At 71.2% G+C, this 25,363-nt stretch carries 21 protein-coding genes, 1 pseudogene and 3 CRISPR repeat arrays; of the genes and pseudogenes, 13 read left to right on the top strand and 9 right to left on the bottom strand.

From position 1 onward, the window contains the following. Positions 1 to 6: 6 nt before the first annotated feature. Positions 7 to 594 (bottom strand): hypothetical protein, encoded by a 588-nt coding sequence (locus tag ACYVHU_RS05890; RefSeq protein WP_498947735.1) that lies wholly within the window; start codon positions 592 to 594, stop codon positions 7 to 9. A gap of 393 nt (positions 595 to 987) precedes the next feature. On the opposite strand from ACYVHU_RS05890, the gene ACYVHU_RS05885 reads away from it, so the two are divergent. Continuing rightward, positions 988 to 1,593 (top strand): YceI family protein, encoded by a 606-nt coding sequence (locus ACYVHU_RS05885; RefSeq protein WP_078764165.1) that lies wholly within the window; start codon positions 988 to 990, stop codon positions 1,591 to 1,593. A 430-nt stretch (positions 1,594 to 2,023) separates the two neighbouring features. Here ACYVHU_RS05885 and ACYVHU_RS05880 read toward each other — a convergent pair whose 3' ends face one another. Together ACYVHU_RS05880 and ACYVHU_RS05875 are read right to left on the bottom strand one after the other, a co-directional pair. After that, positions 2,024 to 2,941, bottom strand: coding sequence for a ribokinase (locus ACYVHU_RS05880; RefSeq protein ID WP_144390317.1), 918 nt, complete (start codon positions 2,939 to 2,941; stop codon positions 2,024 to 2,026). Positions 2,942 to 3,006: 65 nt separating this feature from the next. After that, positions 3,007 to 3,789 (bottom strand): exodeoxyribonuclease III, encoded by a 783-nt coding sequence (locus ACYVHU_RS05875; protein ID WP_268805683.1) that lies wholly within the window; start codon positions 3,787 to 3,789, stop codon positions 3,007 to 3,009. A gap of 579 nt (positions 3,790 to 4,368) precedes the next feature. On the opposite strand from ACYVHU_RS05875, the gene ACYVHU_RS05870 reads away from it, so the two are divergent. The 3 genes from ACYVHU_RS05870 to ACYVHU_RS05860 all read left to right on the top strand — a co-directional run bounded on the left by ACYVHU_RS05870 (position 4,369) and on the right by ACYVHU_RS05860 (position 8,054). Continuing rightward, positions 4,369 to 5,091 (top strand): response regulator transcription factor, encoded by a 723-nt coding sequence (locus tag ACYVHU_RS05870; RefSeq protein ID WP_078764163.1) that lies wholly within the window; start codon positions 4,369 to 4,371, stop codon positions 5,089 to 5,091. Next, a complete protein-coding gene (locus ACYVHU_RS05865; RefSeq protein ID WP_432938256.1) occupies positions 5,092 to 6,501 on the top strand; it encodes a sensor histidine kinase in 1,410 nt (469 codons plus the stop codon). Between the two features lie 203 nt (positions 6,502 to 6,704). Then, positions 6,705 to 8,054, top strand: a complete 1,350-nt coding sequence (locus ACYVHU_RS05860) for a helix-turn-helix transcriptional regulator (protein WP_235001210.1) — start codon at positions 6,705 to 6,707, stop codon at positions 8,052 to 8,054. Here ACYVHU_RS05860 and ACYVHU_RS05855 read toward each other — a convergent pair. Continuing rightward, entirely contained in the window at positions 8,017 to 8,745 is a 729-nt protein-coding gene (locus ACYVHU_RS05855) for an HAD family hydrolase (RefSeq protein WP_078764160.1), read from the bottom strand. The genes ACYVHU_RS05860 and ACYVHU_RS05855 overlap by 38 nt on opposite strands. A gap of 956 nt (positions 8,746 to 9,701) precedes the next feature. Here ACYVHU_RS05855 and ACYVHU_RS05850 point away from each other — a divergent pair. The 5 genes from ACYVHU_RS05850 (at position 9,702) to ACYVHU_RS05830 (ending at position 15,588) form a co-directional block, all read left to right on the top strand. Beyond that, positions 9,702 to 10,565: a radical SAM/SPASM domain-containing protein gene (locus ACYVHU_RS05850; protein ID WP_078764159.1), complete on the top strand. Its 864-nt coding sequence runs from the start codon at positions 9,702 to 9,704 to the stop codon at positions 10,563 to 10,565. 3 nt (positions 10,566 to 10,568) lie between these two features. Next, positions 10,569 to 11,354 (top strand): phosphotransferase family protein, encoded by a 786-nt coding sequence (locus tag ACYVHU_RS05845; protein WP_078764158.1) that lies wholly within the window; start codon positions 10,569 to 10,571, stop codon positions 11,352 to 11,354. A 262-nt stretch (positions 11,355 to 11,616) separates the two neighbouring features. Then, positions 11,617 to 12,825, top strand: a complete 1,209-nt coding sequence (locus ACYVHU_RS05840; RefSeq protein ID WP_498947731.1) for a winged helix-turn-helix domain-containing protein — start codon at positions 11,617 to 11,619, stop codon at positions 12,823 to 12,825. Positions 12,826 to 13,085: 260 nt separating this feature from the next. Then, positions 13,086 to 14,939, top strand: a complete 1,854-nt coding sequence (locus ACYVHU_RS05835; protein ID WP_498947730.1) for an acyl-CoA dehydrogenase family protein — start codon at positions 13,086 to 13,088, stop codon at positions 14,937 to 14,939. Positions 14,940 to 15,090: 151 nt separating this feature from the next. Further along, positions 15,091 to 15,588 (top strand): hypothetical protein, encoded by a 498-nt coding sequence (locus ACYVHU_RS05830; RefSeq protein ID WP_498947728.1) that lies wholly within the window; start codon positions 15,091 to 15,093, stop codon positions 15,586 to 15,588. A 61-nt stretch (positions 15,589 to 15,649) separates the two neighbouring features. Beyond that, a CRISPR array of direct repeats spans positions 15,650 to 16,048; the repeat unit is 29 nt; unit sequence GGGACCATCCCCGCGTGCGCGGGGAGCAC. Between the two features lie 280 nt (positions 16,049 to 16,328). Here the strand turns inward: ACYVHU_RS05830 and ACYVHU_RS05825 are convergent. Beyond that, positions 16,329 to 16,643 (bottom strand): hypothetical protein, encoded by a 315-nt coding sequence (locus tag ACYVHU_RS05825; protein WP_498947726.1) that lies wholly within the window; start codon positions 16,641 to 16,643, stop codon positions 16,329 to 16,331. 589 nt (positions 16,644 to 17,232) lie between these two features. Next, positions 17,233 to 17,643, bottom strand: a complete 411-nt coding sequence (locus ACYVHU_RS05820) for an ATP-binding protein (RefSeq protein WP_078764244.1) — start codon at positions 17,641 to 17,643, stop codon at positions 17,233 to 17,235. Positions 17,644 to 17,927: 284 nt separating this feature from the next. On the opposite strand from ACYVHU_RS05820, the gene ACYVHU_RS05815 reads away from it, so the two are divergent. Together ACYVHU_RS05815 and ACYVHU_RS05810 are read left to right on the top strand one after the other, a co-directional pair. Then, positions 17,928 to 18,731: a helix-turn-helix domain-containing protein gene (locus ACYVHU_RS05815; protein WP_078764243.1), complete on the top strand. Its 804-nt coding sequence runs from the start codon at positions 17,928 to 17,930 to the stop codon at positions 18,729 to 18,731. Further along, complete coding sequence (locus ACYVHU_RS05810; protein WP_078764242.1) at positions 18,721 to 18,915, top strand: DUF397 domain-containing protein; 195 nt, start codon at positions 18,721 to 18,723, stop codon at positions 18,913 to 18,915. The genes ACYVHU_RS05815 and ACYVHU_RS05810 overlap by 11 nt, the downstream gene beginning before the upstream one ends. Positions 18,916 to 19,375: 460 nt before the next feature. Then, positions 19,376 to 19,648: a CRISPR direct-repeat array (repeat unit 29 nt; unit sequence GGGACCATCCCCGCGTGCGCGGGGAGCAC). A 223-nt stretch (positions 19,649 to 19,871) separates the two neighbouring features. On the opposite strand, the gene ACYVHU_RS05805 is transcribed toward ACYVHU_RS05810, so the two are convergent. Then, complete coding sequence (locus ACYVHU_RS05805) at positions 19,872 to 20,519, bottom strand: TetR/AcrR family transcriptional regulator (RefSeq protein ID WP_078760560.1); 648 nt, start codon at positions 20,517 to 20,519, stop codon at positions 19,872 to 19,874. Between the two features lie 80 nt (positions 20,520 to 20,599). On the opposite strand from ACYVHU_RS05805, the gene ACYVHU_RS05800 reads away from it, so the two are divergent. After that, positions 20,600 to 22,105: a serine hydrolase domain-containing protein gene (locus ACYVHU_RS05800; RefSeq protein WP_498947722.1), complete on the top strand. Its 1,506-nt coding sequence runs from the start codon at positions 20,600 to 20,602 to the stop codon at positions 22,103 to 22,105. Between the two features lie 105 nt (positions 22,106 to 22,210). Continuing rightward, positions 22,211 to 22,723: direct repeats of the CRISPR family, unit length 25 nt; unit sequence CCATCCCCGCGTGCGCGGGGAGCAG. 316 nt (positions 22,724 to 23,039) lie between these two features. Here ACYVHU_RS05800 and ACYVHU_RS05795 read toward each other — a convergent pair. Then, complete coding sequence (locus tag ACYVHU_RS05795; protein ID WP_078760562.1) at positions 23,040 to 23,417, bottom strand: winged helix-turn-helix transcriptional regulator; 378 nt, start codon at positions 23,415 to 23,417, stop codon at positions 23,040 to 23,042. Positions 23,418 to 23,498: 81 nt separating this feature from the next. Between ACYVHU_RS05795 and ACYVHU_RS05790 the strand changes: the two genes are divergently transcribed. Further along, on the top strand, positions 23,499 to 23,909 hold the full coding sequence (locus ACYVHU_RS05790) for a RidA family protein (RefSeq protein ID WP_432938237.1): 411 nt from the start codon (positions 23,499 to 23,501) through the stop codon (positions 23,907 to 23,909). A 519-nt stretch (positions 23,910 to 24,428) separates the two neighbouring features. Here ACYVHU_RS05790 and ACYVHU_RS05785 read toward each other — a convergent pair. After that, a pseudogene (locus tag ACYVHU_RS05785) lies at positions 24,429 to 25,060 on the bottom strand (ATP-binding cassette domain-containing protein). Positions 25,061 to 25,363: the final 303 nt, after the last annotated feature.

The following is a 25,363-nucleotide window of genomic DNA, read 5'->3' as shown; positions in this document are numbered from 1 at the left end:
CGGTTCTCACGCTCCCGCGCCCGGCCCCTGCGGGGACGTCGGGGCCGGCGCGGGGGTGGGCCGCGGCTCGGGCGAGGGGGACTGCGGTGGCCGTGAGGGGCCGGGCCGTTCGGGCTCTGTGCTCGGTTCGGGCGTCGCCGAGGGGCGGGGGTCCTGGCCGCCGGGACGGTCGTCGCCGGGGCGGTCGGATCCGCCCTGGTCGCCGGGGCGCTCCCGGGTCGGGGTGTCGGCCGCGCGCGGCTCCGAGGGGCCGCTGTCGGCGGCCGAGGGGGCCGGGGAGGAGGACTCCGGCCGGGCGCCGGCCGGTTCGCGCGAGGCCCCGACGCTCGCCGACGCCTCCGCGCCGGGGGTGCCGGGCCGGGCGGTGGGCCGCGTCGTGGGGGACGTCGTTTCCCGAGTCGGCGTCTGGGGGCTGGTGGCGCCGGTCGGCGCGGGCGCGCCCGCGCTCGTGGGGTCCACAACGAACAGCGCGGCCCCGGTGAGCAGGGCTCCGCCGGCCACGGCGCACACGGCGATCCTGCGCCGTCTGCGTCGCCGTTCCCGACGCCTCCGAGCGCTGCGGGACTGGCGTTCCGGTCGGGTCTCGCCGGCCATGCCCTTCCTCTCTCCTCCTCGGGGGTCCTTCGGTCCGGCCCGCGGCCGGGGTCGCCGGTCCACCGGATCGGCGCCTCTAGAACGGTAGGCGCCCATTTCGCCTTTCCCGTCCCACTTAGCCGCTAAAGCAGGGAGAAGTCCGGCAACCAGCGCGCTTCCCGGCGTTCACCTGTGAGTCGATTCACAGAAGGCCCAGGTGACACCGGACGCCCCGGCGTCCTCCCGCCTTCACGGATACGGCCGGCACGCGGATCCGCCCCCGCCGCGCGCGCCTTCCCCGGGGCCCTTCCCCAGCGCCCCCGCTCGCTCCGGACGGGACGCGTCGCCGGGCGGGACATTAGTGTTGTGAATTCCGAAAGATATTCAAAGAAGGAGAAAACACTCGTGAAACCCATGCCACAGACCGAGGAGTCCGTCGGGCCCACCCCGGGCGTCTGGCACCTCGACCCGCTGCACTCCAGCCTGATCTTCGTCGCCCGCTACCTGAAGTTCGGCCGGGTCCAGGGCACCTTCGGCAGCGCCGAGGGGACCGTCACCGTCGCCGAGAACCCGCTGGACTCCGAGGTGGACGTCGTCGTCGAGGCCGCCAGCCTCAACACCGGCGTGCAGGCGCGGGACAACCACCTGCGCTCCGCCGACTTCCTCGACGTCGAGAACCACCCCGAACTGCGCTTCACCAGCACCCGGCTGGAGCGCCGCGGCCGGGCCCGCAACTCCTTCCTCATGCACGGCGACCTCACGATCCACGGCACCACGCGCGAGACGACCTTCGACTGCCAGTGGGTGGGCGAGGCCCCCGACTACGTCGACCAGGAGAAGGGCTACGGGCACTTCTTCGCCGCCAACACCGAGATCCGCCTGTCCGACTTCGGCATCGGCCAGGGCGACCACCTCCCATGGGGCGGCCGGCTCGTCGGCGACACCGTCGACGTCGTGCTGGAGGTCCGCATCCAAAACCACGACCCGATCGACTTCCTCCGCCAGATCGGGCACGTCTAGACGTCCCCGGTCCCGGCACCTGCGGACCGGGCGTCCTCTCAGACGGGCCCTCCCCACCGGTCCGCGCGGGATACCCCGCGCCGCCCCCAGGCGTCGCACGGCGACGCGCGACGGGAAGGCGGCCGTCATCGCGCCCAGACGGCCCATCCCACCGGCCGACGGAGGTCGTCGGCCCCGCCGCACCGGCGTCCTCGGGGCCGTGGACCGGCCCGCGCCGGCACCGCCGCAGCGCACCGTCGAACCCCCGCGCCACAGCGCCACATCACCGCCACCACGCTCCCCTTCCACGCCGGGAGGTCCCCCGTGCTGCCCGCGCGCGGCGCGGCGACGTGCCCGGCAACGGACAGGGGCGCCTTGGGCACGGGCGGACCACGACGTGGGCGTGGCCGCGCGCGCCGAAGGCGCCCCGGGCGCGGCACCGTGTGCCGGGTCAGGCGCGGTCGGCCTCCAGCGCCGCGTCGATCTCGGCGCGGGTGGGCATCGACGTGCTGGCGCCGTGCCGCTGGACCGCCAGCGACGAGGCGGTCGAGGCGAACCGCAGCGCGTCGGCGGGCGCGTACCCCTCGGCGCGCGCCACGACGAACGCGCCGCAGAAGGTGTCGCCGGCGGCGGTGGTGTCCACGGCGGTGACCGCGCGGGCCGCAACCCGGATCGGCTCCTCGCCCCGGCGCCCGTACAGGGACCCCTCCTCGCCGAGCGTGATGATCGCCTCGGGCACCCGCCGCAGCAGCGCCTCCAGCGCCGCCTCGGGTTCGGACTCGCCGGTGATCGCGGCGGCCTCGTGCTGGTTGGGCACGATAAGGTCCACCAGGTCCAGCAGTTCACCGGGGAGCTCCCGGGCGGGGGCGGGGGTCAAGACCGTGGGGACGCCGGCCGCGCGTCCCGCGCGCGCCGCGGCGACGACGCCCTCCATGGGCAGTTCGAGCTGGAGCAGCAGCGCGGCGCTGCCCTCCAGCAGCGCCACGTCCTCCTCGGTGACGTCGGTCACCGTCTTGTTGGCGCCGGAGACGAAGATGATCGAGTTCGCGCCGGTGCCGTCCACGACGATGTGCGCGACCCCGGACGTTCCGGGCACCAGGCGCAGCCCCGAGACCTCGACACCGGAGTCGACCAGGTTCGTACGCAGCTGGGTGCCGAAAGCGTCGTCCCCGACGGCCCCCAGGAAAACGACGTCCCCGCCGGCCCGGGCGGCGGCCAGCGCCTGGTTGGCGCCCTTGCCCCCGGGCACCTGACGGAACTCCCGCCCGGCGACGGTCTCGCCGCTGCGTGGGGCGGCGTCGACGTAGGCGACGAGGTCCATGTTGATGCTGCCGAATACCGCGATGCGCGGCGCCGATGCTGAGTTCACGCCTTGTACGTTACCGAGAAGCCACGGCGTCCCCGCTCACCGCGGCGGCGGTCCGCTCGGGACGCTCAGCCGAAGTCGACGATGACCGGCGCGTGGTCGGAGGCGCCCTTGCCCTTGCGCTCCTCGCGGTCGATCCGGGCGTCGCCGACGCGCGCGGCCAGGGCGGGCGAGGCGAGCACGAAGTCGATCCGCATGCCCTTGCGCTTGGGGAAGGACAGGCCCTTGTAGTCCCAGAAGGTGTAGGTGCCGGGACCGGGCGCGTAGGGGCGGACGACGTCGGCGAAGCCGGTGTCGACCACGGCCTGGAAGGCGTCGCGTTCGGGCTTGGTCACGTGGGTCTTGCCCTCGAACTCGGCCATGTCCCACACGTCGTCGTCCTGGGGGGCGACGTTCCAGTCGCCGCACAGGGCGATCTGCGCCCCGGGGTCCTCGGCCAGCCAGGAGGCGCCGGCCGCGCGCAGCCGGTCCAGCCACTGGAGCTTGTAGAGGTAGTGCTGGTCCTCGACGTCGCGCCCGTTGGGGACGTAAAGGCTCCAGATCCGGACGCCGCCGCAGGTGGCGCCGATGGCCCGCGCCTCGGCCGCGGCAGGCTCGCCCCAGCCGGGCTGCTCGGGAAAGCCGATCTGGACGTCCTCCAGGCCCACCCGCGAGGCGATGGCGACACCGTTCCACTGGGACAGTCCGTGGTGGGCGACCTCGTAACCGAGCCCGGTGAACACCTCGGCCGGGAACTGGTCGTCGCGGCACTTCGTCTCCTGGACGGCGACAACGTCGACGTCGCTCCGTTCCAGCCAGGCCGAGATCCGCTCGGCACGCGCCCGAACGCTGTTCACATTCCACGTCGCCACTCGCACAACGTCAGGCTAGCGTTCTTTCGACGGCGGCCACGACGTGTCCGGGGAAGCCGAAAGCCCTTGGCGCGGCCGTCCTCCACGCCAAAGGCTCCTGCACGACTCCTGGCACGCATCCGGCTCTCGTAGTCGCTGTTGGTTAGATGACCACAAGCGGACTACGGTTCACACGATTTTCAAAGAATTCATCCTGTAACACCTCTGTCCCGTTCCGTCACCTTCCCCACTGGACCCCCGCGGTCTCAGCGTTTTCCCAGCCGTCCCTTTACCCAGTCCCAGGTGAAACCGGTTTCATGTTTGGTGCCGGCGTTCGCCGGCACCCGGTCCCCCCGGACCGGGCGCGTTCCGCCCGGATCTCCGTCCGATCTCCTCCGGGCGCGACCGCCGCTCACGACCCTCCGGGAACCGGCTCCGATACGGACGCGGGCGGGCCCGGGCGTGGCGCGCACCTTGGATGGCCCGCCCGCGTCCGACACCCCCGGGGACTCCGCCCCCTTCGTCCACCTGCGGCATCATGGGTCCGGACCGGGCCGGCCGCGCCCGGTCCCGCGAGTCCCCGGAACACTAGGTGGATCCATGCCCGAGTCCGCGACCCGACCGCACGTCCTCGTCGTCGACGACGAGCCCAACATCCGGGACCTCGTGGAGGCGGCCCTGCGCTTCCACGGCTTCGAGGTGAGCACCGCCCGCAACGGCGGCGAGGGCCTGACCCTGGCCCGCGACCGGCGGCCCGACCTCATCGTGCTGGACGTGCTGCTGCCCGACGTCAACGGCTTCGACGTCTGCCGGCGGCTGCGCGAACGCGGCGACGACGTGCCCGTGATCTACCTCACCGCCCGCGACACCCCCTCCGACACCGTCACGGGCCTGTCCCTGGGCGGCGACGACTACGTGACCAAACCGTTCTCGGTGGAGGCCCTCATCGCGCGGATCCGGGCGCTGCTGCGCCGCACCCGGCGCGATCCCCCCGACAACGGCTCGCCCGAGGACGACGGCGTACTGCGCGTCGCAGACCTCGAACTGGACGAACGCTCCTGGACGGTACGCCGCGGCGGCACCCCGATCGAGCTGTCGCCCACCGAGTTCCGGCTGCTCGCCTACCTGATGGGCAACGCCGGACAGGTGCTGTCGCGCGCCCAGCTCCTGGAGAACGTGTGGGGGTGGGACTACGCCGGACAGTCCCAGATCGTCGAGACCTACGTCAGCTACCTGCGCCGCAAACTGGACCCGCTCGGCCCCCCGCTGATCCACACCCAACGCGGGGTCGGCTACGCGCTGCGCGTCCCGGACGGCGCCTAGATGCGCCAGGACAGACCGTTGCGGTCACGGCTGCTGATGGGGCTGCTCGCCGTGACCGGGACCGGGCTGCTGGTCACCTGCGTGGTCGGGTTCCTGATGCTGCGCTCCTTCATCACCGAACGCCTCGACGACCAGCTCGTCTTGACCGCCGAACGCGCCATGGTGCGCCTGGACAACGGCACGCCGCCGGTGGGCGTCGACGCGCCGAGCCCCTCCCCCTACTTCGTGGTGCTGCTCGACCCGGCGACCGGCGAGGTCAACCAGATCTACGGCGACACGCTGCGCGAGGACGTCGTGCTGCGCCGCATCGCCGCCATCCCCCTGGACCGGCTGGTCGGCCACGCCGCCACCGGCGAGATCTTCGAACTCACCAGCGACGACACCGTGCCCCCGCACCGCGCGACCGTGCGACTGCGCCACGACTCGATCATGATCGCCGGGGTGCCCACCGACGACCGCGAGGCCTACCCCTGGCGGCTGGTGTGGACCCAGCTGGTCACCGCGGGCCTGCTCCTGGGCGGGCTCGCGTTCGCCGGCCGCTGGCTCATCGTGCGCGGCCTGGCGCCGCTGGACCGCATGGCGACCACCGCCAACGCCATCAGCACCGGCCCCGACCTGTCCGACCGGATGCCCGACGCCGACCCCTACAGCGAGGTGGGCCGGCTGGGCATGGCCATCAACACGATGCTCGGCCGCATCCAGCAGGCGTTCCGCGCCCAGCGCGAATCGGAGGAGCGGGTTCGCGCCTTCGCCGCCGACGCCTCGCACGAGCTGCGCACCCCGCTGACGACGATCCGCGGCTACGCCGAGCTGTACCGCCAGGGCGCCATCCCCGACTCCGAACTGCCCGGCGCGATGCGCAGGATCGAGAACGAGGCCGAGCGGATGAGCCGGCTGGTGGCCGAGCTGCTGGAACTGGCCCGGCTGGACCGGACCGGGTCGCTGCAACTGGCCACCGGCGACCTGGCGGCCCTGGTCACCGAGATGGTGGCCGACGCGCGCGCCCTGGAACCCGACCGTCCCATCGCGCTGGAGGTGCCCGAGGTGGTGGAGGCCGAGGTCGACGAGGCGCGGTTCCGCCAGATCCTGGCCAACCTCCTGGCCAACGTGCGCGAGCACACCCCCGCGGACACGCCGGTGGAGGTGCGGTTGCGCGCCGAGGGGACCGTCGACGACGGCCGGCCCGCCGCCGTCCTGGAGGTCGCCGACACCGGACCGGGGATGGGCGCGGAGGACGCGCGACGCGCCTTCGACCGCTTCCACCGCAGCACCCGCACGCCGGGCAGCGGGAGCGGGCTCGGGCTGTCCATCGTGGAGGCGATCGCGACAGCCCACGGCGGCGAGGTGACGCTCATCACCGAACTCGGGAAGGGGACCACGGTACGGGTCCGGCTCCCCCTGCGCCGGTGAGGCGCGGCCGGACCCCGCCGGAACCGGCCGGGAGCCCAATCGGCGACGGTGGGCGTCTTTCCCCATGAGGCGACAAACGGCGCCCCATTCCGTGAATACGGGTCTCTGTTTTCGGAGCCGCGCTACGGTTTTCTGGACCACGTCATCCGATGGACCGCCTATTTCGCGGTAACGCCACCGCCGTGCCACGCCGAGGAGAGGCCATGGAACCATACCGCCGCGGCTCCGGCGGTGAAGACGCCCGCTTGTGCGGTAATTGCGGGCGCCCCCGAAACGGCTGCCGGATGGTGTGCGAATGCATTCCCGCGTGGATATGGCGCGACGCCGAGATGATCTCTGCCGTCCGCGATCACGACGCCCAGACGGTGATACGGCTCCTCCGGCGCCGGGTGCACTCCTTGTCGCAGGAGGCACTGGCGCGAATGTGCGGGGTCGCGCAGAGCACCATCGCCCGCGCCGAGGCAGGGCACGGGCTCACCGACCGGCGCAGGGCGCTTGCCGCCCTCCAGGGGCTTGGCGCCCCTGGCACGGACGTCTTCCCAGACGCCAGACCGCCGCGGAAACAGGCCCCGGCGGCGACCGCAAGTTCTCCGCGGGCACTACTGGATCACCTTCCCAAGCCCGAAAGCCTGATCCTCCGCAACCGGAGGGCGCGGCACTCCATGGACGGTGTGATCGCCGCCGTCGTGGCGTTGGACGACCAGGCCGGCGGCGGAGATCTGTACTCCCCGCTGCGCGCCTACACCACCCACGTGCGTGAGCTCGTGGACCACCATGGCCATGGGATGGAGGCCCTGGGGCCGCTCAGCCAGCTCACCGGCTGGATCGCCATGGACGCGGGGGAGCGGGGAGGCGCCCGCGCGCACCTGACCGAGGCCGTCTACGCAGGACATGAGACAGGGGAAACGGATCTTGTCTCCAGCGCCTTGTCCTACCTAAGCCTGCACGAGACCTACCTGGGCCGGACGCGCCGGGCCCTGGCACTCGCGAAGACGGCCGTCGAGACGGGAACCGGCGCCTCACCAGCCGCCGCCACGATGCTGCATGCCCGGCTGGCCCGCGCTCAGGCGAAAAACGGCGACACCGATGCGGCCCGCGTGAGCGTCGAACGCATGCGTACGGCCTTCGACCTCGCCTGCCGGGAAGGCGCATGGCCGGTGTGGCTCTCCTACATCGACGAGATCGAAATCGAGTCGCAGGCCGGAGCCGTCTACCTGGACATGGGCCTGTTCGACGAGGCCCTTGAATCCCTGGGGAAGGCTCTCGCGCTGCTGCGTGCCCGCGCGCCACACCGTTTCCGGGACCGATCCCACTATCTGACCCGAGCCGCGCGGGCGCACCTGTCCCAGGGGGATGTGGCGACCGCGTGTGATGTCGCCGGAGAAGCGTTCCTCCTCGCGGAACACCTCAGCTCGCCCCGTATCGACGACCGGATCAGGGAGTTCCGGGCCCTGCTTGCGCCCTGGGGGCACGATGACGCCGCCCAGGGGTTCCTGTACCGCTCACGCCCTTTGGCTACCTCTCCCGCGCCGAGCGCGGAGTCAGCTCACTGATCAGCTCCACCAGACGCACACCGTCGCTCAGGTCCGTCACGGCCCGGTCAGCGCCGGCGTCGAGGAGCTCCCCCAGGCTGCTGGTCCCCGTGGCGACCGCGATCACGGCGGCTCCGGCACGATGAGCGCCCTCGACGTCAAGCGGGGTATCGCCGATGACCACGGTGTCCGCCGGCGTGAAAGAGATTCCGAGCCGCCTACCAGTGCGATCGATGGCGGATTCCACCAAACGAGAACGATCATTGCTGAGGTCCCCGTATCCCCCGGTGTCGATCTCAAGCCCATCGGTCAACCCGAACGCCTGGAGCTTGGCCACCGCGATGGGGCGGATGTTCCCCGTGACAAGGCTCTGTGTCCCCCCGGCCGCGCGGATGAGCTTGATCGCCTCCCGGCCGCCCGGCAGGGCACGGCCGTGAACGGCCATGCGGTCCTTGAGCCGATGTGCCGCATCCCCCAAGGACCGGTAGAAGGCGCTGACGACGGTTTCGTCGGAGGGATACCCGTTCATCTCCAGGGTGTCGATAATGATCGCGCGTTCGGTGCGCCCGGTCATGGGGGCGATGGCCTGGGGAGGCGAACCGGTGGTCTTCTCGAAGGCGCAGGTGTAGATCTCCCGGCTCACCGATCCGATGGAGAGCAGCGTGTGATCGATATCCCACAATACGAGACTGTTCGTCAGGGATGGCGTCATGGCCGAATCGTCGCACACGATCTTTTTCTCCGCTCAGTCGAATTCGAGCATGATTTCCGGAAGAGGGCGCCAGCGCAGTCCATTCCCTCTGTTTCGAACACCACGCATCATTCGAACACCGCGATTATGCATGGGCGCATGGGGGCAACGGCGTCCGAGCGTAACCATGAACGGGCACGCCCCCTCCACGACGCGAACGGCGTCCGGGGGCACGAAAGCGGCTTTCCAGGAGCTGATGTCATGCCCATCCCTGATGCGCGCGGTGAGCCTGTCGCATCATCCGCTCCGTTCCTCCTGCTGCACGCGCCTCGTCCTGGCGCTGATACGGCCAACGGTCATCCGGTCCCGGGCCACCACGGCGCAGGACCGGACACCGTCGGAGCACGACGTGGCCACGGCGAATCTGTGGACCGCTGCGCGCGCCCATCCGGGTCAGGTCCTGTTCCCGGCGACGACCGGTACGGCGGACCGGTGGACGTACCGGGTCCTCCGATCGCGGAACCGGCCGCTGGAACCCTCAGTACACCGAAAGCCCTGATGGCGATGACCGTCACCGTCGAGAGCTTCCCGGAGTCACTACCGGCCCGCCCGTTCTCGGTTCTCCCCGAGGAGCCCCGGTGATCTGGTACGGCACACGGACAGGCCGTTGGTGGGGGCTCGGGCCCGATCGCCTCATCGAGGGGCACAGCCGCGCGGAGGTCGCCGCGGCACTCCAAACCGCCTACGCCCGCTCCCCATGGCCCGCGTTCCACCCACGCCGACCGGGCGCGGTCGTCCGGCCGGCTCCTTCCAGATCAGCGGACGACTGTCCACATGAAGCCGTTGCAGGACGCCTGCGCAGGGACCGTTACACGCGGACTGTGATGGCGCTTCCTCCATTCGAATCGGTCAACAGCCACTCCTGAGAGTCCCCGTCTCGCAGAACCATTCCGCTCGCCAAGCCGAAGGAGAAACCTGTGACCATAACCGAAATTCGGAGCACGCCCGAAAGCTTGTGGATCGACCTTACGCGCAAATGCCAGCTCGAGTGTATTCACTGCTACAACGACTCAGGGCCCACCGGAGACCACGGCATCATGAGTCGCGACGACTGGATCGACGTCCTCGACCAGGCCGTTACCACCGGAGTACACCACGTCCAGTTCATCGGCGGCGAGCCCACCCTGCACCCCGACGCCCTTGACATCGCCGCCCACGCCCTGGACCGCGGCCTGTCCGTCGAGGTCTATAGCAACCTCGTTCACATCACCAACGCTTGGTGGTCGTTCTTCCAACGTGACCGAGCTTCGCTGGCGACCTCCTACTACTCCCACGACCCAGCTCGGCACGATGCTTTAACCAAGCGTCCGAGTCACCAGCACACCCGGCGCAACATCATCAAGGCCCTGAAACTGGGCATCCCACTGCGGGTCGGCATCATCACCACCGATGGCCATGATCTGGAGGCGACCAAGCGCGAACTGGAGGCGCTCGGAGTCAAGCGCATCGGTGTCGACCATGTCCGTCCGTTCGGTCGCGGCTCCGAGGGCGCAGCCCCGGACGTATCGGGTCTGTGTGGCCGGTGCGGGGACGGTCGCGCGTCGATCGCCCCAGACGGAACAGTCTCCCCCTGCGTCTTCTCCACCTGGATGGAGGTCGGCAATGTCCGGGAAACCGCCCTGAAGAGCATCCTGTCAGCCCCGACTATGCGCGACGCCCGCGCCCTCATCCGTGCCGAAAAGAAGGACGACAACCCCCCAACACCCCCGGTACCGTGTCGGCCGGACGATGACGGCTGCCGGCCTGGTATCCCGCCGAGCTGGTGTGGACCCCGGAGGTAGCCCGTGCGGCAGATCGAGAACCTGATCCGCCCCCACACCGGGCACATCACCCGGACCCGTGTTGTCACCGGCGGATATGGGACCGCGACGACCTTCACCGTCACCGCCGAGCGTGGCACATGGTTCGTCAAGGCGACTCCCAACCGCCCCGGCGGGCACCTCGACGCCGCCCGGCGAGAGGCCGCGGTCGGACCGTTCGTCACCACGGTGTCCCCTGAAATCCGGTTCACTGTCGAGGACCCGGATTGGTTCGTCGTCGGATTCGAGCACATCGATGCCCGACCGGCCGACTTCACACCCGGATCGCCGGATCTACCCCTCCTGGTCGATGTACTCGACCGGCTGGCGGCCATCCCGCTGCCCCCCGTCGCCCACGACTGGCACGAGACACGGTGGGACCGCTTCGCGACCGAGGAGGAACGGGCGCTGTTCCGGGGTGACGATCTGGTCCATGCCGACGTGCACGGCCGGAATGTGCTCATCGACGGCGACGGCCGCAGCCGGCTCGTGGACTGGGAGTGGCCCACGCGCGGTGCCGGGCTCATCACCCTGGGCTCGGTAGCCGTCCAGCTCGTCGCGGCCGGACACAGCGCCGAGTCGGCCGAGAGCTGGATCGGCCGGTGCAGCGCGTGGCAGCGTGCCGACCCCGATGGACTGGATGCCTTCGCCCGCGCCGGCTCCAGGATGATGGACTGGTTCGCCAACCGGCACCCCGAGGACACATGGCTGTCCGCCCTGGCCGATGCCGCCTCGACCTGGTCCCACCACCGGGCGCGCGCCCTGCGCTAGCCCCGACCCGGTCGCGCGATGGCGTCCCGCCCGCTGATCACGGCGGGCGGGACTCCATCGCGGGGAAGCACCACGGCCGGCCCTGCGGGTTCCCGCCGGGCACGCGGATCTTCGGGGGCCAGGTTCGCCCCGGTGGGGGTACCGGTAGGCGCGCCCCTCTCCCGGTGGGCACGGGGGATGCGGGCGGTGAGCCGCGCGTCCGGTCAAGGGCCGGTACCGCGACCGCGCCCCTTTGTCAGTGGGTGCCGCTACCGTGGCGGCCATGCACGGATCTGTGCCCCTCCCCCATCCCCGGCGCGACACCACGCTGTCGCGCGCGCAGGCCCGCAGGATCGCCCTGGCCGCGCAGGGATTCACTGACCGGCGCCCCACCGGCGCGCCCACGATGCGCCACCTGCGCAGGGTCATCGACCGCGTCGGCGTCATCCAGATCGACAGCGTGAACGTCCTGTCGCGCAGCCAGTACCTTCCCGTCTTCGCCCGGCTGGGCCCCTACGACCGTTCCCTGCTCGACCGGGCCACCAGCCGGAGCTCCCGCCACCTCGTGGAGTACTGGGGACACGAGGCCAGCCTCATCCCGCCGCAGACCCACCGGCTGCTGCGCTGGCGCATGGCGCGCGCCCGCGACGAGGCGTGGGGGCGCATGCGCCGCATCGAAGAGGAGCGGCCTGGCCTGGTCGAGGAGGTCTTCACCGAGGTGAAGCGGAGCGGCCCGGCCACCTGCCGGGAGATCGAGGCCGCTCTCGAACATGAGCGACCGGGCGGCGCGGGGCCATGGTGGGACTGGTCGGAGGTGAAGACCGCCTTGGAGTTCCTGTTCTGGTGCGGGCGGGTCACCACGGACTCCCGCACCGCCCAGTTCGAACGCCGCTACGACCTGCCCGAACGGGTCCTCCCCGCCGAGGTGTACGACGCCCCCGACCCCGACCCCGAGGACGCCCGGCGCGACCTCGTGCGGATCGCGGCGCGCGCCCACGGCGTGGGCACCGAGGCGTGCCTGCGCGACTACTTCCGGCTGAAAGGCGTCGAGGCCCGCGCGGCGCTCGCCGACCTGGTGGACTCGGGCGAGGTCGTGCCCGTCTCCATCGAGGGCTGGAAACGGCCCGCCTACCTCTACGCCGGGGCGCGCGTCCCCCGGTCGGTGTCGGCGCGGGCGCTGCTCAGCCCGTTCGACTCCCTGGTCTGGGAACGCGAGCGCGCCCGCAGGCTGTTCGGGTTCGACTACGGCCTGGAGATCTACGTGCCGGCCGCCAAGCGCAAATACGGCTACTACGTGCTGCCGTTCCTGCTCGGCGACCGCCTCGTCGCCCGGGTCGACCTGAAGGCCGACCGCAAGGCGGGGGTGCTGCGCGCGCTGAACACCGTCTTCGAACCGGACGCCCCGCCCGAGGCCGCCGAGGAGCTGCGCGCCGAGCTGGAGTCGATGGCGGGCTGGCTCGGCCTGAACGGTGTCCTCACCGGGCGGGCCTAGCCGCGCCCCTCAGACGCGGCCGCCGTGGCGCCGGTCGCGCCTGAGGGGCGTCGAAACCCGCCGGGTTTCCGGACAGCCGAACCGGCCTGTCCGTCCCCTCCGTTTCCGGGGGCTTCTCGCCCACGGCCGCCTCCCGGGCCGGGCCGTCCACCGCCGAGGCCCCTGGCCTTCGGGCCGGCGCCCGGCGGGTGTCCGACGCCACAGCGCCGATCCGGCCGTTCCGGCACGCGCCCCGGACGGTGATCGCTTGAATCCCCTACGTGACGAACGTGGACGAGGCCGCCCCCGCCGGCCCTGAGGGCGAGCGCGCCAAACGCGCCCGCGCGCTGCTGACCCGCGCCCTGTACGGCCCCGAGCCCGAGTACGACCGGTCGCACGCGCCCTGGCGGGCGCTGCTGGGCACCGACCTCTTCCGGGCGCGCCCCGGCCTGACCGCTGACCAGCGCGTCGCCCTGTCCTACGAGCGGCTGCACGCGCTCGACGCGGACCTGGACTCCGCCGAGGCGCTCGCCGCCGACCCCGAACGGCTGGCCAGCCTGCACGAGTGGACGGCCTGCGTCGACAGCGGGCTGACCACGATCGCCGGCATCCACTACAACCTGTTCCTGGGCAGCCTCCTCGACCACGGCCGCGGTGGCCGGGACGTCCCGGCGACCACCCACGAGATCGGCACCTTCCTGTGCACCGAGCTCGGCCACGGCAACGACGCGGCGGCGCTACGCACCACCGCCACCCACGACCCGGCCACCGGCGGGTTCGTCCTGCACACCCCCGTCCCGCAGGCCGGCAAGTTCATGCCCAACACCGGGCCGCAGGGCGGCCCCAAGACCGCCGTTGTCGCGGCGCGGTTGGTCGCGGACGGACGCGACCACGGCGTGTTCCTGTTCCTCGTCCCGCTGACCGGCCCCTCCGGCCCACTGCCGGGGATCAGCGTGCGCCCCCTGGACCACCGGGCGGGCAGCCCGGTGGACCACTGCCTCACCTCCTTCGACACGGTCCGGCTGCCCGCGAGCGCGCTGCTGGACGGGACGCACGGCCGCCTCGCCCCCGACGGGACGCTCACCAGCGCGACGGGCAGCCGGCGGCGGCGCTTCCTCCACTCGATCGGCCGCGTCACCACGGGGAAGCTGTGCATGAGCGCCGCCGCGCTGGGGGCGACGCGCACCGCCCTGGCGGTCGCGGTCGCCCACGGCCACCACCGCGAGATCGCCGCGCCGGTGGGCCGCGGCCGCGTCCCGGTGTTCGCGCTGCGCAGCCACCACGGGCCGCTGATCGGCGCCCTGGCCACCGCCTACGCGATGACCCTGCTGCACCGGGAGGCCGTCCGGACGTTCGTCACCGCCCCCGACGGGGAACGGGACCGGGCCGCCCGGTTCGCCGCCGTCACCAAGGGGTGGGTCACCTGGCAGGCCCGCGCGATCCTGACCGAGTGCCGGGGGAGGTGCGGCGCGCGGGGACTGTTCCCCGCCAACCGACTCGCCGAGTTCCTGATCGACGTCGAGGGCACCGTCACCGCCGAGGGCGACAACCTCGCCGTCTGGGCGAAGGCCGGCGCGGAGATGCTGCTCGACCACCCCCTCGACGCGCCCGACGCCGCCCCCGAACGGGGGGAGCTGGCAGACCCCGGCCTGCTGCTGCGGCTGCTCACCGCCGTCGAGTACGTCCAGCTCTCCCGCGCGCGCCGCTGGCTGCGCCGCGCCCCCTCCGGCGACCCCCTCGGCCGGTGGAACACGGCCGCGCCCTGCGCGCTGCGCGCGATCGCCGCCCACGCCGAACGCCGCGCCGCGCAGGCCCTGCTGGAGGCGGCCAGGACGGCGGAGGCCGAAGCGGGCGGGGACGCCGGGGAGAGCGCGGCGCCACTGATGGGGCTGTACCAGCTGTTCGCGCTCCAGCGCGTCGCCGAGCACAGCGGGGACCTGCTCAACGAGGGGTACCTGGCGGGACGGCACGTCTCCGCCCTGCCCGAGGCGGTCGAGGCGCGGATCCCGGCGCTCGCGCCCTGGGCCGAGACCCTGGCCGCCGCGTTCGACCTGCCCGACGCGGTCCTCGCCGACATCCCCCTGGCCCGGGGCGCGCTCGACGACGGGCTCCTCGCCCCCGGCGGCACCCGCTGAGAGACGCCGGCCGGGGCACCGCCACCGCCCCGGCCTCCCGCCCTGCCTCTGGGTGACCGCACGGTCACCCGGGACGCTACCCTGGGTGACGCCGAGCCGTGTCGGCGCCGCGACCGTCCACGCACACGCACACGCACTTCGAGGGAACGTCATGCGTCTGCCCCGTTTCCAGGAACTGCTCCACCGCGTCCTCACCGAGGACGGCCAGGCATCCGTCCGCACGTTCGCCGAGGCCGGCTACGCCAAACGGCCGTTCGGCGAGGTGGTCGAGCTGCCCGGCAGCGGCCAGGTCTACGTGCAGGCGATCCGGCGCTCCCCGTCGGACGGCGCCGACCAGAAGCCCGAGGAGCCGATCGCCGAAGGCGAACCGCCCGCCCCGATGGAGCCGGTGACGCTCGCGGGCGGCGGGACACGCACCGCCGACGTCGAGGCGTGGATCGCCGCGGCCCTCGCCAACAGCGGGCACCGGGAGCTCGCCCGGGTCGACCGCTACTCCACCACCCCGGACCTCGGCTCCTCCGACCAGCCCTACGGCGTGAAGGTCACCTGCCACTCCACCGCCGAGATCCACCTGCTGTTCGTCCACACCGCCCGCGCCAGCCAGTCCATCAGCGCCGACACCGAGTGGAAGATCCTGGAAACCCTCTGAACCAGGCCGGTGCGGGGAGCAGGGAGCACTTAGACACCTGGCCCGTTAGAACGTCCGAGACAGGATCATCCCCGCGTGCGCGGGGAGCACTCGTTGGTCGTGAGCACGACCGGGAGCATGCGGGGACCATCCCCGCGTGCGCGGGGAGCACGTTCGCGCGCCGACGGGCCTTAGCGCCCCGGTGGGACGGACCATCCCCGCGTGCGCGGGGAGCACACCCACGGCCACGCCCCCAACGCCCGCGCGATGGGACCATCCCCGCGTGCGCGGGGAGCACCCCGCTTACTTCGCTGTCTGGCCGGCTGGACCGGGACCATCCCCGCGTGCGCGGGGAGCACCTGTGCACCTAGGCAGGTAGGTACCTAGGTGTGGGACCATCCCCGCGTGCGCGGGGAGCACGGGCGTGAGGTCCGGCTGTCGCCCGTTCCCGAGGGACCATCCCCGCGTGCGCGGGGAGCACTCTTACTGACCTGCAACGTTACCGAGCTCCGAAGCCGTTCACGACCACTTCTTAAGAAACCGGCAAAACACCCACCGGACCACGAACCACCCTCTGGACGGCCACAGGCCACCTCCCGGAGGAACGGCGAGGTCCACACCCGCCTCGACCGGACCCGGCAGGGAACGGCGACGGCCGCCCACGTGGCGCGAGCGGCCATCCCTGTCCCCTCCGGGAAAGTCCTCACATGGCAAGGCGGGTACAGAGCCCCGGTGGCTCAGGACGACCGGGAAAGGTTCTGTCAGGCGGTCACGTAAGGCCGGTAGGGCGGCCCGTCATGGATGAACGGCTGCGGCCGCTTGGAAGCCGCGTGGGCTTCCCACCAATGTGGGGAGCCGAAGGCGTAGGCCGTGTGAGGTGCCCTGAAGTAGGGGCGCACACGCTCGGCGTTGCGGGGCGGAGGCATTACGGGGGCAGCGGGTTCCTCGTAGCGTCCGGCGGTGGTACCGGCGCCGGCCACTGCGGCCATGACCGCCTCGGTGGTGACGCGGGGATGCACAAGGGCCAACAGCATGACCGCGATCGCGGTGATGACGCGGCTGATAAGGTCGCGCACAGCTCTTCTTCCTGGTCTCGACAGGTTGGGAGTCAGGCCCTGTGCCAGGTGTTACCAGCACCTGCCGGGGCCGTTCTTCGTTTCTTGTGGCGGGTCGGAAACCGTCAGGCCCCCTCACCGCCACCGTCCGGTTCTCGCGGATCTTCGGGCATGGACAGCCCGCTTCCGCGGAATCGGGCTCGCACTTCGCGGTGCCGGTCTTCGATCAGGCCTACGGCCCGCCCGGGACTCCTCGTCAGGGCTTCGTGGACGCCGGGTGTGGACGGGACGGTGTAAGTAAATGCCGCGTGGTTCCCGTGTCCTGGCCGGCGGATGAGGTAGCCCCGTCGCCCTCTACCGGACTCGGGGATCTGCTTTCCGCAGCGGGCAGGTGGACGGTACGCCCGGCGGCTTCCCTCTTGGCGGCCGGGGCCACACCTGGGACCGCATCAGGGTCGTCTCCACCTGGTTGGGCGGCAGGTAATGGCTCCTCCGATGTGGTCGCCGCTCCCGGTGTCATATGACGTCGGATGGCATCGGGGCGTGCCGGCTCCTCGGGTGGAACCCCGTGGTGGCGATCGAGTCGGAGACCGGGGACCCTCCTGAGACGTCATCCTCTCCTCTCGCCTTCCAGACTCCATCCCAGGGTGAAGAAAACGCCGTGCTCGTAGGGCATCAGACTGCTGCACTCATCTGCCAGCGCTTGGGCCAAGAGCAATCCGTCCGGTGCGGGGAAGACCTCCCCGAGGGGAGGCCTGGGGGCCTGGGTGCGGATACTCCCGGAGAGGCTGCGCTCATGAACGGCCAAATACAGGTCGTAGGTCCCCCCTGCGTCCCCGCTTTGGGTGTATCGGATCGCGTTAGTGGCGAGGTCGGAAACGATGACCTCGACATCGTCGACGATCGCTGCGGGCACCCCTTGAGGCGCCACGTGTAGCGTCCCGGTAGCGAAGCGACGGGCTACCGCCACACTTTCTGCCGTACCTGGAAGGGAGGTGGAGAACACCGTGTGCGCCATCATGCTCCGGCTCCTGGACGCCGATGACGGGGACGACAGGAGGGTACAAGCGGGTACAAATTCCTGCTCTCTCCGTATCGATCGGACAGAGCGCGCCTTATGGAAAAGCATGTTGCGAGGTTCCACATTTCGTCAGCTCCCATCACTGATGACCGAGCCCCGGCCAATGGCCACGGCGCGAGGACTCCTTCTTCCGTCCGCGTTCAGGATCATCCAGTCCGCTAGCGGTCACCAGAGTTCTGCCAATACTGTCGCGATAAGTACCGACCTCAAGTTCACTTGTACTCATGCCTGAGAAACAACTGGACACATGGCTGGACTTCGGCGCGGAGGTCCGACGACGGCGGACTCAAGCAGGAAAATCCCTAGGCCAGGTAGCCAAGGAGCTATCGATCACCAGCGGGATGCTGGGAAAGATCGAGCGTGCCACACGGGCCACGAAAAAGGACATAGCACAGCAGCTTGAGGACTACTTCGGTACCAATGGCATCCTGCTGCGTAAGTGGGAACACGCCGCCACGGGGTCACCCGAGTGGTTTCGCCTAGTGACCAAATCCGAAGAAAACGCCACGGAGATCCGGGCATGGGCACCGATCCTGGTTCCCGGCGTTCTCCAGGTGGAGGGTTATGCCCGAGCGATTTTCAAGGTGGGAAGGCCGCTTGACCGGCCCGACGAGATCGAACGCCTTGTAGCCGCACGGCTGGAACGAGGCCGCACCCTGACCAGGGAGGACGGTCCCCGGCTCTGGGTGACACTCTGCGAGTCAGTACTGGGGCGTATCGTGGGTGGTACCGACATCATGCGCGACCAGCTGGCTCTCCTGGTGGAACTGGCCGAGAAGGAACGGATACGGGTACAGGTCGTTCCTGCCACAACACCGGATTGTCCGGGAAACTCCGGCCCTTTCCGCATCATCACGACCAGAGAAGGAGGAACCATAGTGTATGGAGACTCCTCGGGTGGCGGAAACATCGTGGACTCTCTCCCTGAGGTACGGCGTCACGTAGCCCTGTACGGGGAACTACAAGCTGTAGCCCTACCCCCCACAACTTCACTGAATGTGATCAGGAAGGCTCAAGGTGCCATCTAACACCCCGTCGCCAGATCGCTTCCACAAGTCCAGCTACAGCGGTGCAGCATCCGAATGTGTCGAAGTAGCGGAAGGTACCCGGACCCTTGTACGTGACACCCAGAACCGGGACCACGCGCTTCTCGACTTCCCGGCCTCGGCCTGGTCGTCCTTCCTCAAAGCAGTGAAGGAAGGACAACTGTAACCAGCCGGATTTGTCCCATAAAGGCCAGCTCAACTTCAGAAGTGCCCTGTCAGTGACGCTGAATCTCGTATCACCCGGTCACAGCGCCACCGACGGGGCACGACTTGTACATAGGCGGCATCGACCGGCCGGCCGTACCGCGTCAGCACGCGATGCTCGGCTCACCTTCACCGCGAGGTCCCGTTGTGAACGGGAACGATTCCCGTACGAGGGTTACCTGGAACCCGCGCCCATGAGCGCGGCCGGGTGGTGTCAGCGGAGCATGTGCTGCCGGGTCTGCCGGACCACGCCGCTGGCATCGTCCTGTATTCACCGGCTTCAGCGGCAGGAGAACGACGCCAACCGGTTCATTCAGACAGATCCGGAGGCTGTGGGCGCCTCCCGGGACAGTGACTCGGAGAACCACGGAAGCCACTGCCAAGACCGGCCCAGAGGGGCTAGACCAACGTCGTCCGGCTGGCGAGCCATCCCCGCGTGCGCGGGGAGCACCCGGACTCCCTGCGCCGTCACATGGCCGCCCAGGGACCATCCCCGCGTGCGCGGGGAGCACGCGACCTCGGCCAGGTGCGCGGTCAGGTCGGCGGGACCATCCCCGCGTGCGCGGGGAGCACTGCCTGGGCGTGGCGACCGCCTCCGACGCGGGGGGACCATCCCCGCGTGCGCGGGGAGCACCATTGCAGGCCGCTGGACATGTAGCCGGTGTCGGGACCATCCCCGCGTGCGCGGGGAGCACTCTTACTGACCTGCAACGTTACCGAGCTCCGAAGCCGTTCACGACCACTTCTTAAGAAACCGGCAAAACACCCACCGAACCACGAACCACCCTCTGGACGGCCACAGGCCACCTCCCGGAGGAACGGCGAGGTCCACACCCGCCCCGACCACCCGGGAGACCACACCCCGCTAGGAGCGTCGCCCCGGCCCTGTAGGAGCGCCGGCGAGAACGCGCCCGCCCGTCAGGCGCCGTTGGCGTACTGGCGGCACTCGCCCGTGAAGACGGTGGCCAGCTCGGCGGCGATCAGCGACTCGGCCAGCTCGGCCGCCGGCGTCCCGTTCACCCCGGCCGGGTCCCGGTAGACCTGGGTGGCGAGCCCCTCGGTCACGGCGGCGAGGCGGACCGCCGCGGGCCACGGGTCGAGGTCCGGGGCGACCTCACCGCACTCCTTGCCGTTGTGGACGGCCCGGGCGATGTCCTCGCGCACCCGCCGCGCGGTCTCGGTGTCGACCTCGGCGAGGGCGGGCGCGTCCAGGGAGCGGCCGGCGAACGCCCGGGTGACGCGGAACTCGGTGCGGCGCCGCTCGTCGAGGGGGACGAACTCGGTCAGCGCCTCGGCGAGGACCCACGCGATGGGCCGCCGGTGCTCGATCCCGGCCCGGATCCGCTCCCCGGCCCGGTCCCGGATGGCCGCGCTCACCTCGTTGAAAGCGTGCAGCAGCATCTCGTCCTTGCTGCGGAAGTAGTGCTGCACCAGGCCGACCGACATCCCGGCGGCGGCGGCCGTGCGGGCGACGGTGACGGCGTCCAGGCCGTGTTCGGAGATGAGTTCGCGGACGGCGCCGGCGATCTGACGGCGACGTTCCTCGTGGTCGGCGGTCCTCGGCACTTGATAACCGTACCACCATACGATAAAAACCGTATCGCCATACGGTTATCCGTCCCGCCTCCGAAACCGATGAGGAACCCATGCGCTCCCGCCTGCGGCGCGTCGCCGCGAGCACGTCATCCCTGCTGCTCTGCCTGCTCCTGTGCCCGCCGGCCGGCCCGGCGTCCGCCGCCACCACCCCGGCCGGCGGCTACGCCACGATCGACGCCTACGTCCAAGAGCGGATGGAGGCCACCGGCGCCCCCGGCCTCTCCTACGCCGTGGTCGGCCCCAACGGACCCCTCCACCAGCGTTCCTGGGGAACCGACGGGCACGGCGAACCCGTCACCGCCGACACCCCGTTCCTGTGGGGCTCGATCGCCAAACCGGCCGCCGCGACCGCCGTGATGGTCCTCGTCCAGGACGGGCGGCTCTCCCTGGACGACCGGATCGTCGACCACCTGCCCGGCTTCGGCTTCGGCGGCCCCGCGCACGCCTCCCGCGTCACGGTCCGCCACCTGCTCCACCAGACCGCCGGCATCCCCGCGTCAGCGACACCGAAGGTCACCGACTGCCTCGACGCCGACTGCCCCGGCGCGGCCGAACGCGCCCGCGCCCTCGACGACGTCACCCCCCTCGGCCCGCCCGGAACCGTGTACGCCTACAGCAGCGCCAACTACCTCGTCCTGACCGCCCTGGTCGAGTCCGTCACCGGACGGCCCTTCGCCGACCACCTCGAACACGCCGTGCTCGACCCGGCCGGCATGGACGGCGCCATCACCGGCCGGGCGTCCGCCCGGGAGCGGAACCTCCCCCCGGGGCACCAGCTGCTGTGGGGCGTCGCGAGCCCGGTCGCCGGCGGCGTGGACGACGACGGCGCGGGCTACGGCTACCTGGGCGGGGACCTGAACGACCTCGCCGCCTTCGCCGCGTTCCAGCTCCGACAAGGCGAGACCGCCGAGGGCGCGGCCGTCCTCACCCCCGAATCCACGCGGCTAATGCGTGAGGAGGGCCGGCTCCACCCCGACGGCTCCGGGACCGGGTACGGGCTGGGCTGGCGGGTCGGCGGCCTGGACGCGCCCCTCGACGGCGCCGTCTGGCACACGGGCGGGACCCCCGGCTACTCCGCGATGGTGTTCCTGCTGCCCGAACAGGACGTCGCCCTCGTCCTCTCCCAGAACCTGTACGGACTCCTCCAGGACACGGCGGTCATGGAGGTCGGCTTCGGCGCCGCCCGGATCCTCGCGGGCGGCGGGGCGCCCGCCGACGCGCCGTCCGCCTCCGCCCACCACGCGGCCGTGTGGGGCACCACCGCCCTGGCCGTGGCCATGGTCCTGGCGGCGCTCCGCTCGGCCCTGCTCCTGCGCCGCCCGGCCGCGCCCCTCCCCCTCCGGCGGCGCCTCACCTCGACCGTCGCCTGGTGCGTGGCGGGGGTGCTGCCGTGGGCCGCGCCGGCCCTGACCACGGGCCTGATGGGGCCGGGCCGGCTCGCGACCTGGGTGCCCGACCTCGCCGTCTCGGTGGGTGCCGCCGTGGCCGCCGGCACCGCGACCGCCCTCCTGCGCATCGCCCTCGCCGTCCGCGACGCCCGCGCCGCCCGGCCATGACCGGCCCCCGGCCAGGTCGGTGACCCGCCGCGACCCGCCGCGCCCGGACCGCGAGCACGCGGGGAGCAGAAGCCGAGCGGCTCGCCACCAGTGCCGGTCCCGGGACCATCTCCGCGCGCGTGGGAAGCAGATGCCCTCGCGCACCCAGCCGCGGATTTGTTTGGGACCATCCCCGCGTGCGCGGGGAGCAGCGTCACATCCTCGTCGTCGAGGATTGGCGGCTGGGTCCATCCCCGCGTGCGCGGGGAGCAGTTTCTCGACTCGGCCGCCATCTCCATTCAGACGGGACCATCCCCGCGTGCGCGGGGAGCAGAAGCCGGGACCCCAATCCTGGCTGGAACTTGGGGGACCATCCCCGCGTGCGCGGGAAGCAGCTCAACTGGACCCGGTCCGCCGTGGCGCTCCTGAGACCATCCCCGCGTGCGCGGGGAGCAGATCACGTTCGCGGCGGGCTGCTCCGCCACCATGGGACCATCCCCGCGTGCGCGGGGAGCAGGGCATGCCGCACCAGCGGCACCCGGATGGCAGGGGACCATCCCCGCGTGCGCGGGGAGCAGCCCTCGCCGTCGCGCTGGCTATCAACGTCGGCGGGACCATCCCCGCGTGCGCGGGGAGCAGCTTACTGACCTGGGACGTTATCAGCAGGCACCCCTCGTTTCGACCACTTCTTGAAATTCGCCCATTCAGCAAGAAAAAGCCCTTCGGGGCAACAAAAGCCGCGAACAGTTCACGTCTTCGCCTCCCCCGCCTGTGGCGGTAGGCCCCGCTCCCGGCTCCGGAGTCGCGCGTCCGGCACCACGCACGGCCGGTCACAGCGTCGAGGACATGCCCGTTCCCAACGCGGACCGCTCCGAGGCCACGCCCCGCCCGCCCACCCCGTTCCCCTCCGGCCAGGGGAAACGCTGGATGCGCACGCCCACCGCGCCGCTCCTCCTCACCCCTCCTCCGCGTCGAACCGGGCGCGTGCGCGCTCGACGCGGGGCATGTTGGCGGTGGACCACTCCAGGAGCGCGTCGATGAGGTCCTGGAGCGTCTTACCGAGCGGCGTGATCCGGTACTCGACGGCGATCGGCCGCGTGTTCACGATGAGACGTTCGACCATCCCGTTGCGTTCGAGGCGCCGCAGCGTCGCCGTGAGCGACTTCTGCGTCACGACGGGGATCGCGCGGCGCAGCTCGTTGAAACGCAGGGACCGTTCACACAGCTCGTCGAGCACGTGGAGCGACCACTTGTCGAGCACCTGGTCGAGCAGCTCGCGGTGTGTCGCGGTGATCTGGGGCCGGTCGGGCGCGGGGTGGGCGGTTTCCTTCATGACACCTAGTCTCGTTGAAGTTCCCTTTACACACCAAGTAGACATGGGATACCTGCTGATCCGCAAGCGGAGGAGTCTCCCATGACCGTGCAGTTGCTGAGCCCCGAAGGCATGTTCCAACCCGTCCCCTACCACCACGTCTCGATCAGCACGGGCACCCGCCACGTGCACGTGGCCGGCCAGATCGCCCGCGACGGCGAGGGGAACCGCATCGCGCTGGGCGACCTCGCCGGCCAGGTGGTGCAGTCCCTGCGCAACACCGCGCGCGGCCTGGCCGGCGCCGGGGCGACCTTCTCCGACGTCGTACGGCTCAGGTTCTTCGCCACGGACTGGAGCCCCGAGAAGTACGACGCCTTCATCGCGGGCATCGAACGCGCCACCGAGGAGCTGGGGATCCCGCGGCCGTTGCCGCCCGCGTCGCTCATCGGCGTCGACTACCTGTTCGAGCCCGACGTGCTCGTCGAGGTCGAGGCGTTCGCCGTCCTCGACTGACCGGGACACCCGCCACGGCCCCGCACTCCACGGAACGCGGGGCCGTCGGCGTCGGCCGGCCCCGCCCCGGCTTGATGCCGTGGGGCGCGCCTCGCAGCGGGTCCCACCCATCCCGGCGACGCCGCCCACAGCCCCCACGGTCTCCGGCCCACGCGATCCCGGTCCCCGCACGCGGGGCGACCCGGAAACCGGCAGGCCGCCGTGGGGCTGCCGGCCCCGGCGGGGAACGGATTTCCGTCCTTCCCTATCTCGCGCCGGATAGTGGCCGAAACCGGGAGACCGGAGATCAGCGGTTCGACATCTCCCGCAGTCCCTGCCGGGGAACCATCGGCCGTCGACCGGAACACGGGCCGCCCACTACGGCCGGACGGAAGCCCCTGTAAGACGGTTTCGGGCAGTCCGGTCGCGTCCTCACCACCGGAATGACCGCACCTCTATCGGCTCAGTGCATTTTCGTCATGGCCGGTTCTAGTCGGCGCGGCGAGTCCCCGCCCGCCGCCAACGGACCGGTTCTCCGCTTCACCCGCTGAGGGCCGACCTCGTGTGCGCCGAAACGTCGAAGGTGTGATCGCAGGCGTCGCGCACGCTGTCGTTGTGGGTGGCGACGAGCACGGTGCGCCCCTCACGGCTCATCTGCCGCAGCACGTCCACGACCATCGCGCCGTTGGCGGCGTCGAGCGCGCCGGTGGGCTCGTCGGCCAGCACCAGCGCGGGGCGTTTGACCAGCAGCCGGGCCAGGGCGACGCGCTGATGCTCCCCGCCGGACAGGTGGTGCACGATCTCGCGTTCACGGCCGGCCAGCCCCACGCGTTCGAGCGCCGCGCCGTGGTCCCGCGGGGTGCCGCGTCGCCGGGCCACGTCGAGGTTGGCCCGACCGTGGTGTTGTCGATGAGCGCGTAGTCCTGGAAGAGGTAGCCGAGCCGGTCGCGGCGGAACCGGCGCCGCCCGCCCGGCCGGAGCCGGGTCAGGTCGGTGCCCTCGAACAGGATCCGCCCGGTGTCGGGGTGTTCCAGCAGGCCGACGCAGTTGAGCAGGGTGGTCTTGCCCGAGCCGCTGGCGCCGACGAGGGCGAGCATCCGGCCCGGTTCGACCTCAAGGTCCAGATCGCTCCACAGGGTGCGCGCTCCGAAGGACTTGCCGAGGCTGTTCAAGGATGAGCATGCTCTCTCTCGCGTGTCAGGCCCGCGTGGCGCCTTGGCGGACCACTCGGCGGTGGAAGACGGTGAGGGCGCCCAGGACGAAGGCGGAGGCGAGCGAAGCGATCGGCCACGGCGTGGAACGGTTCGACGCCGAGGTGCGGGGGGAGGCCGGCGGGATTCGGCCGGATAGGGTCGCGCATGGCGGCGAGCAGGTTCAGGGGGCTCCAGGCCGACCAGCCGGCGAAGGCCAGGAGGATGGCCCCCTCCCCGGCCAGGAACCGCCGCGCGTCGCGGTGCCCCCTCCGCCCGGCGCAT

The organism is Marinactinospora endophytica (assembly GCF_054780875.1).
This window is presented reverse-complemented; position numbering and strand designations above follow the sequence as displayed.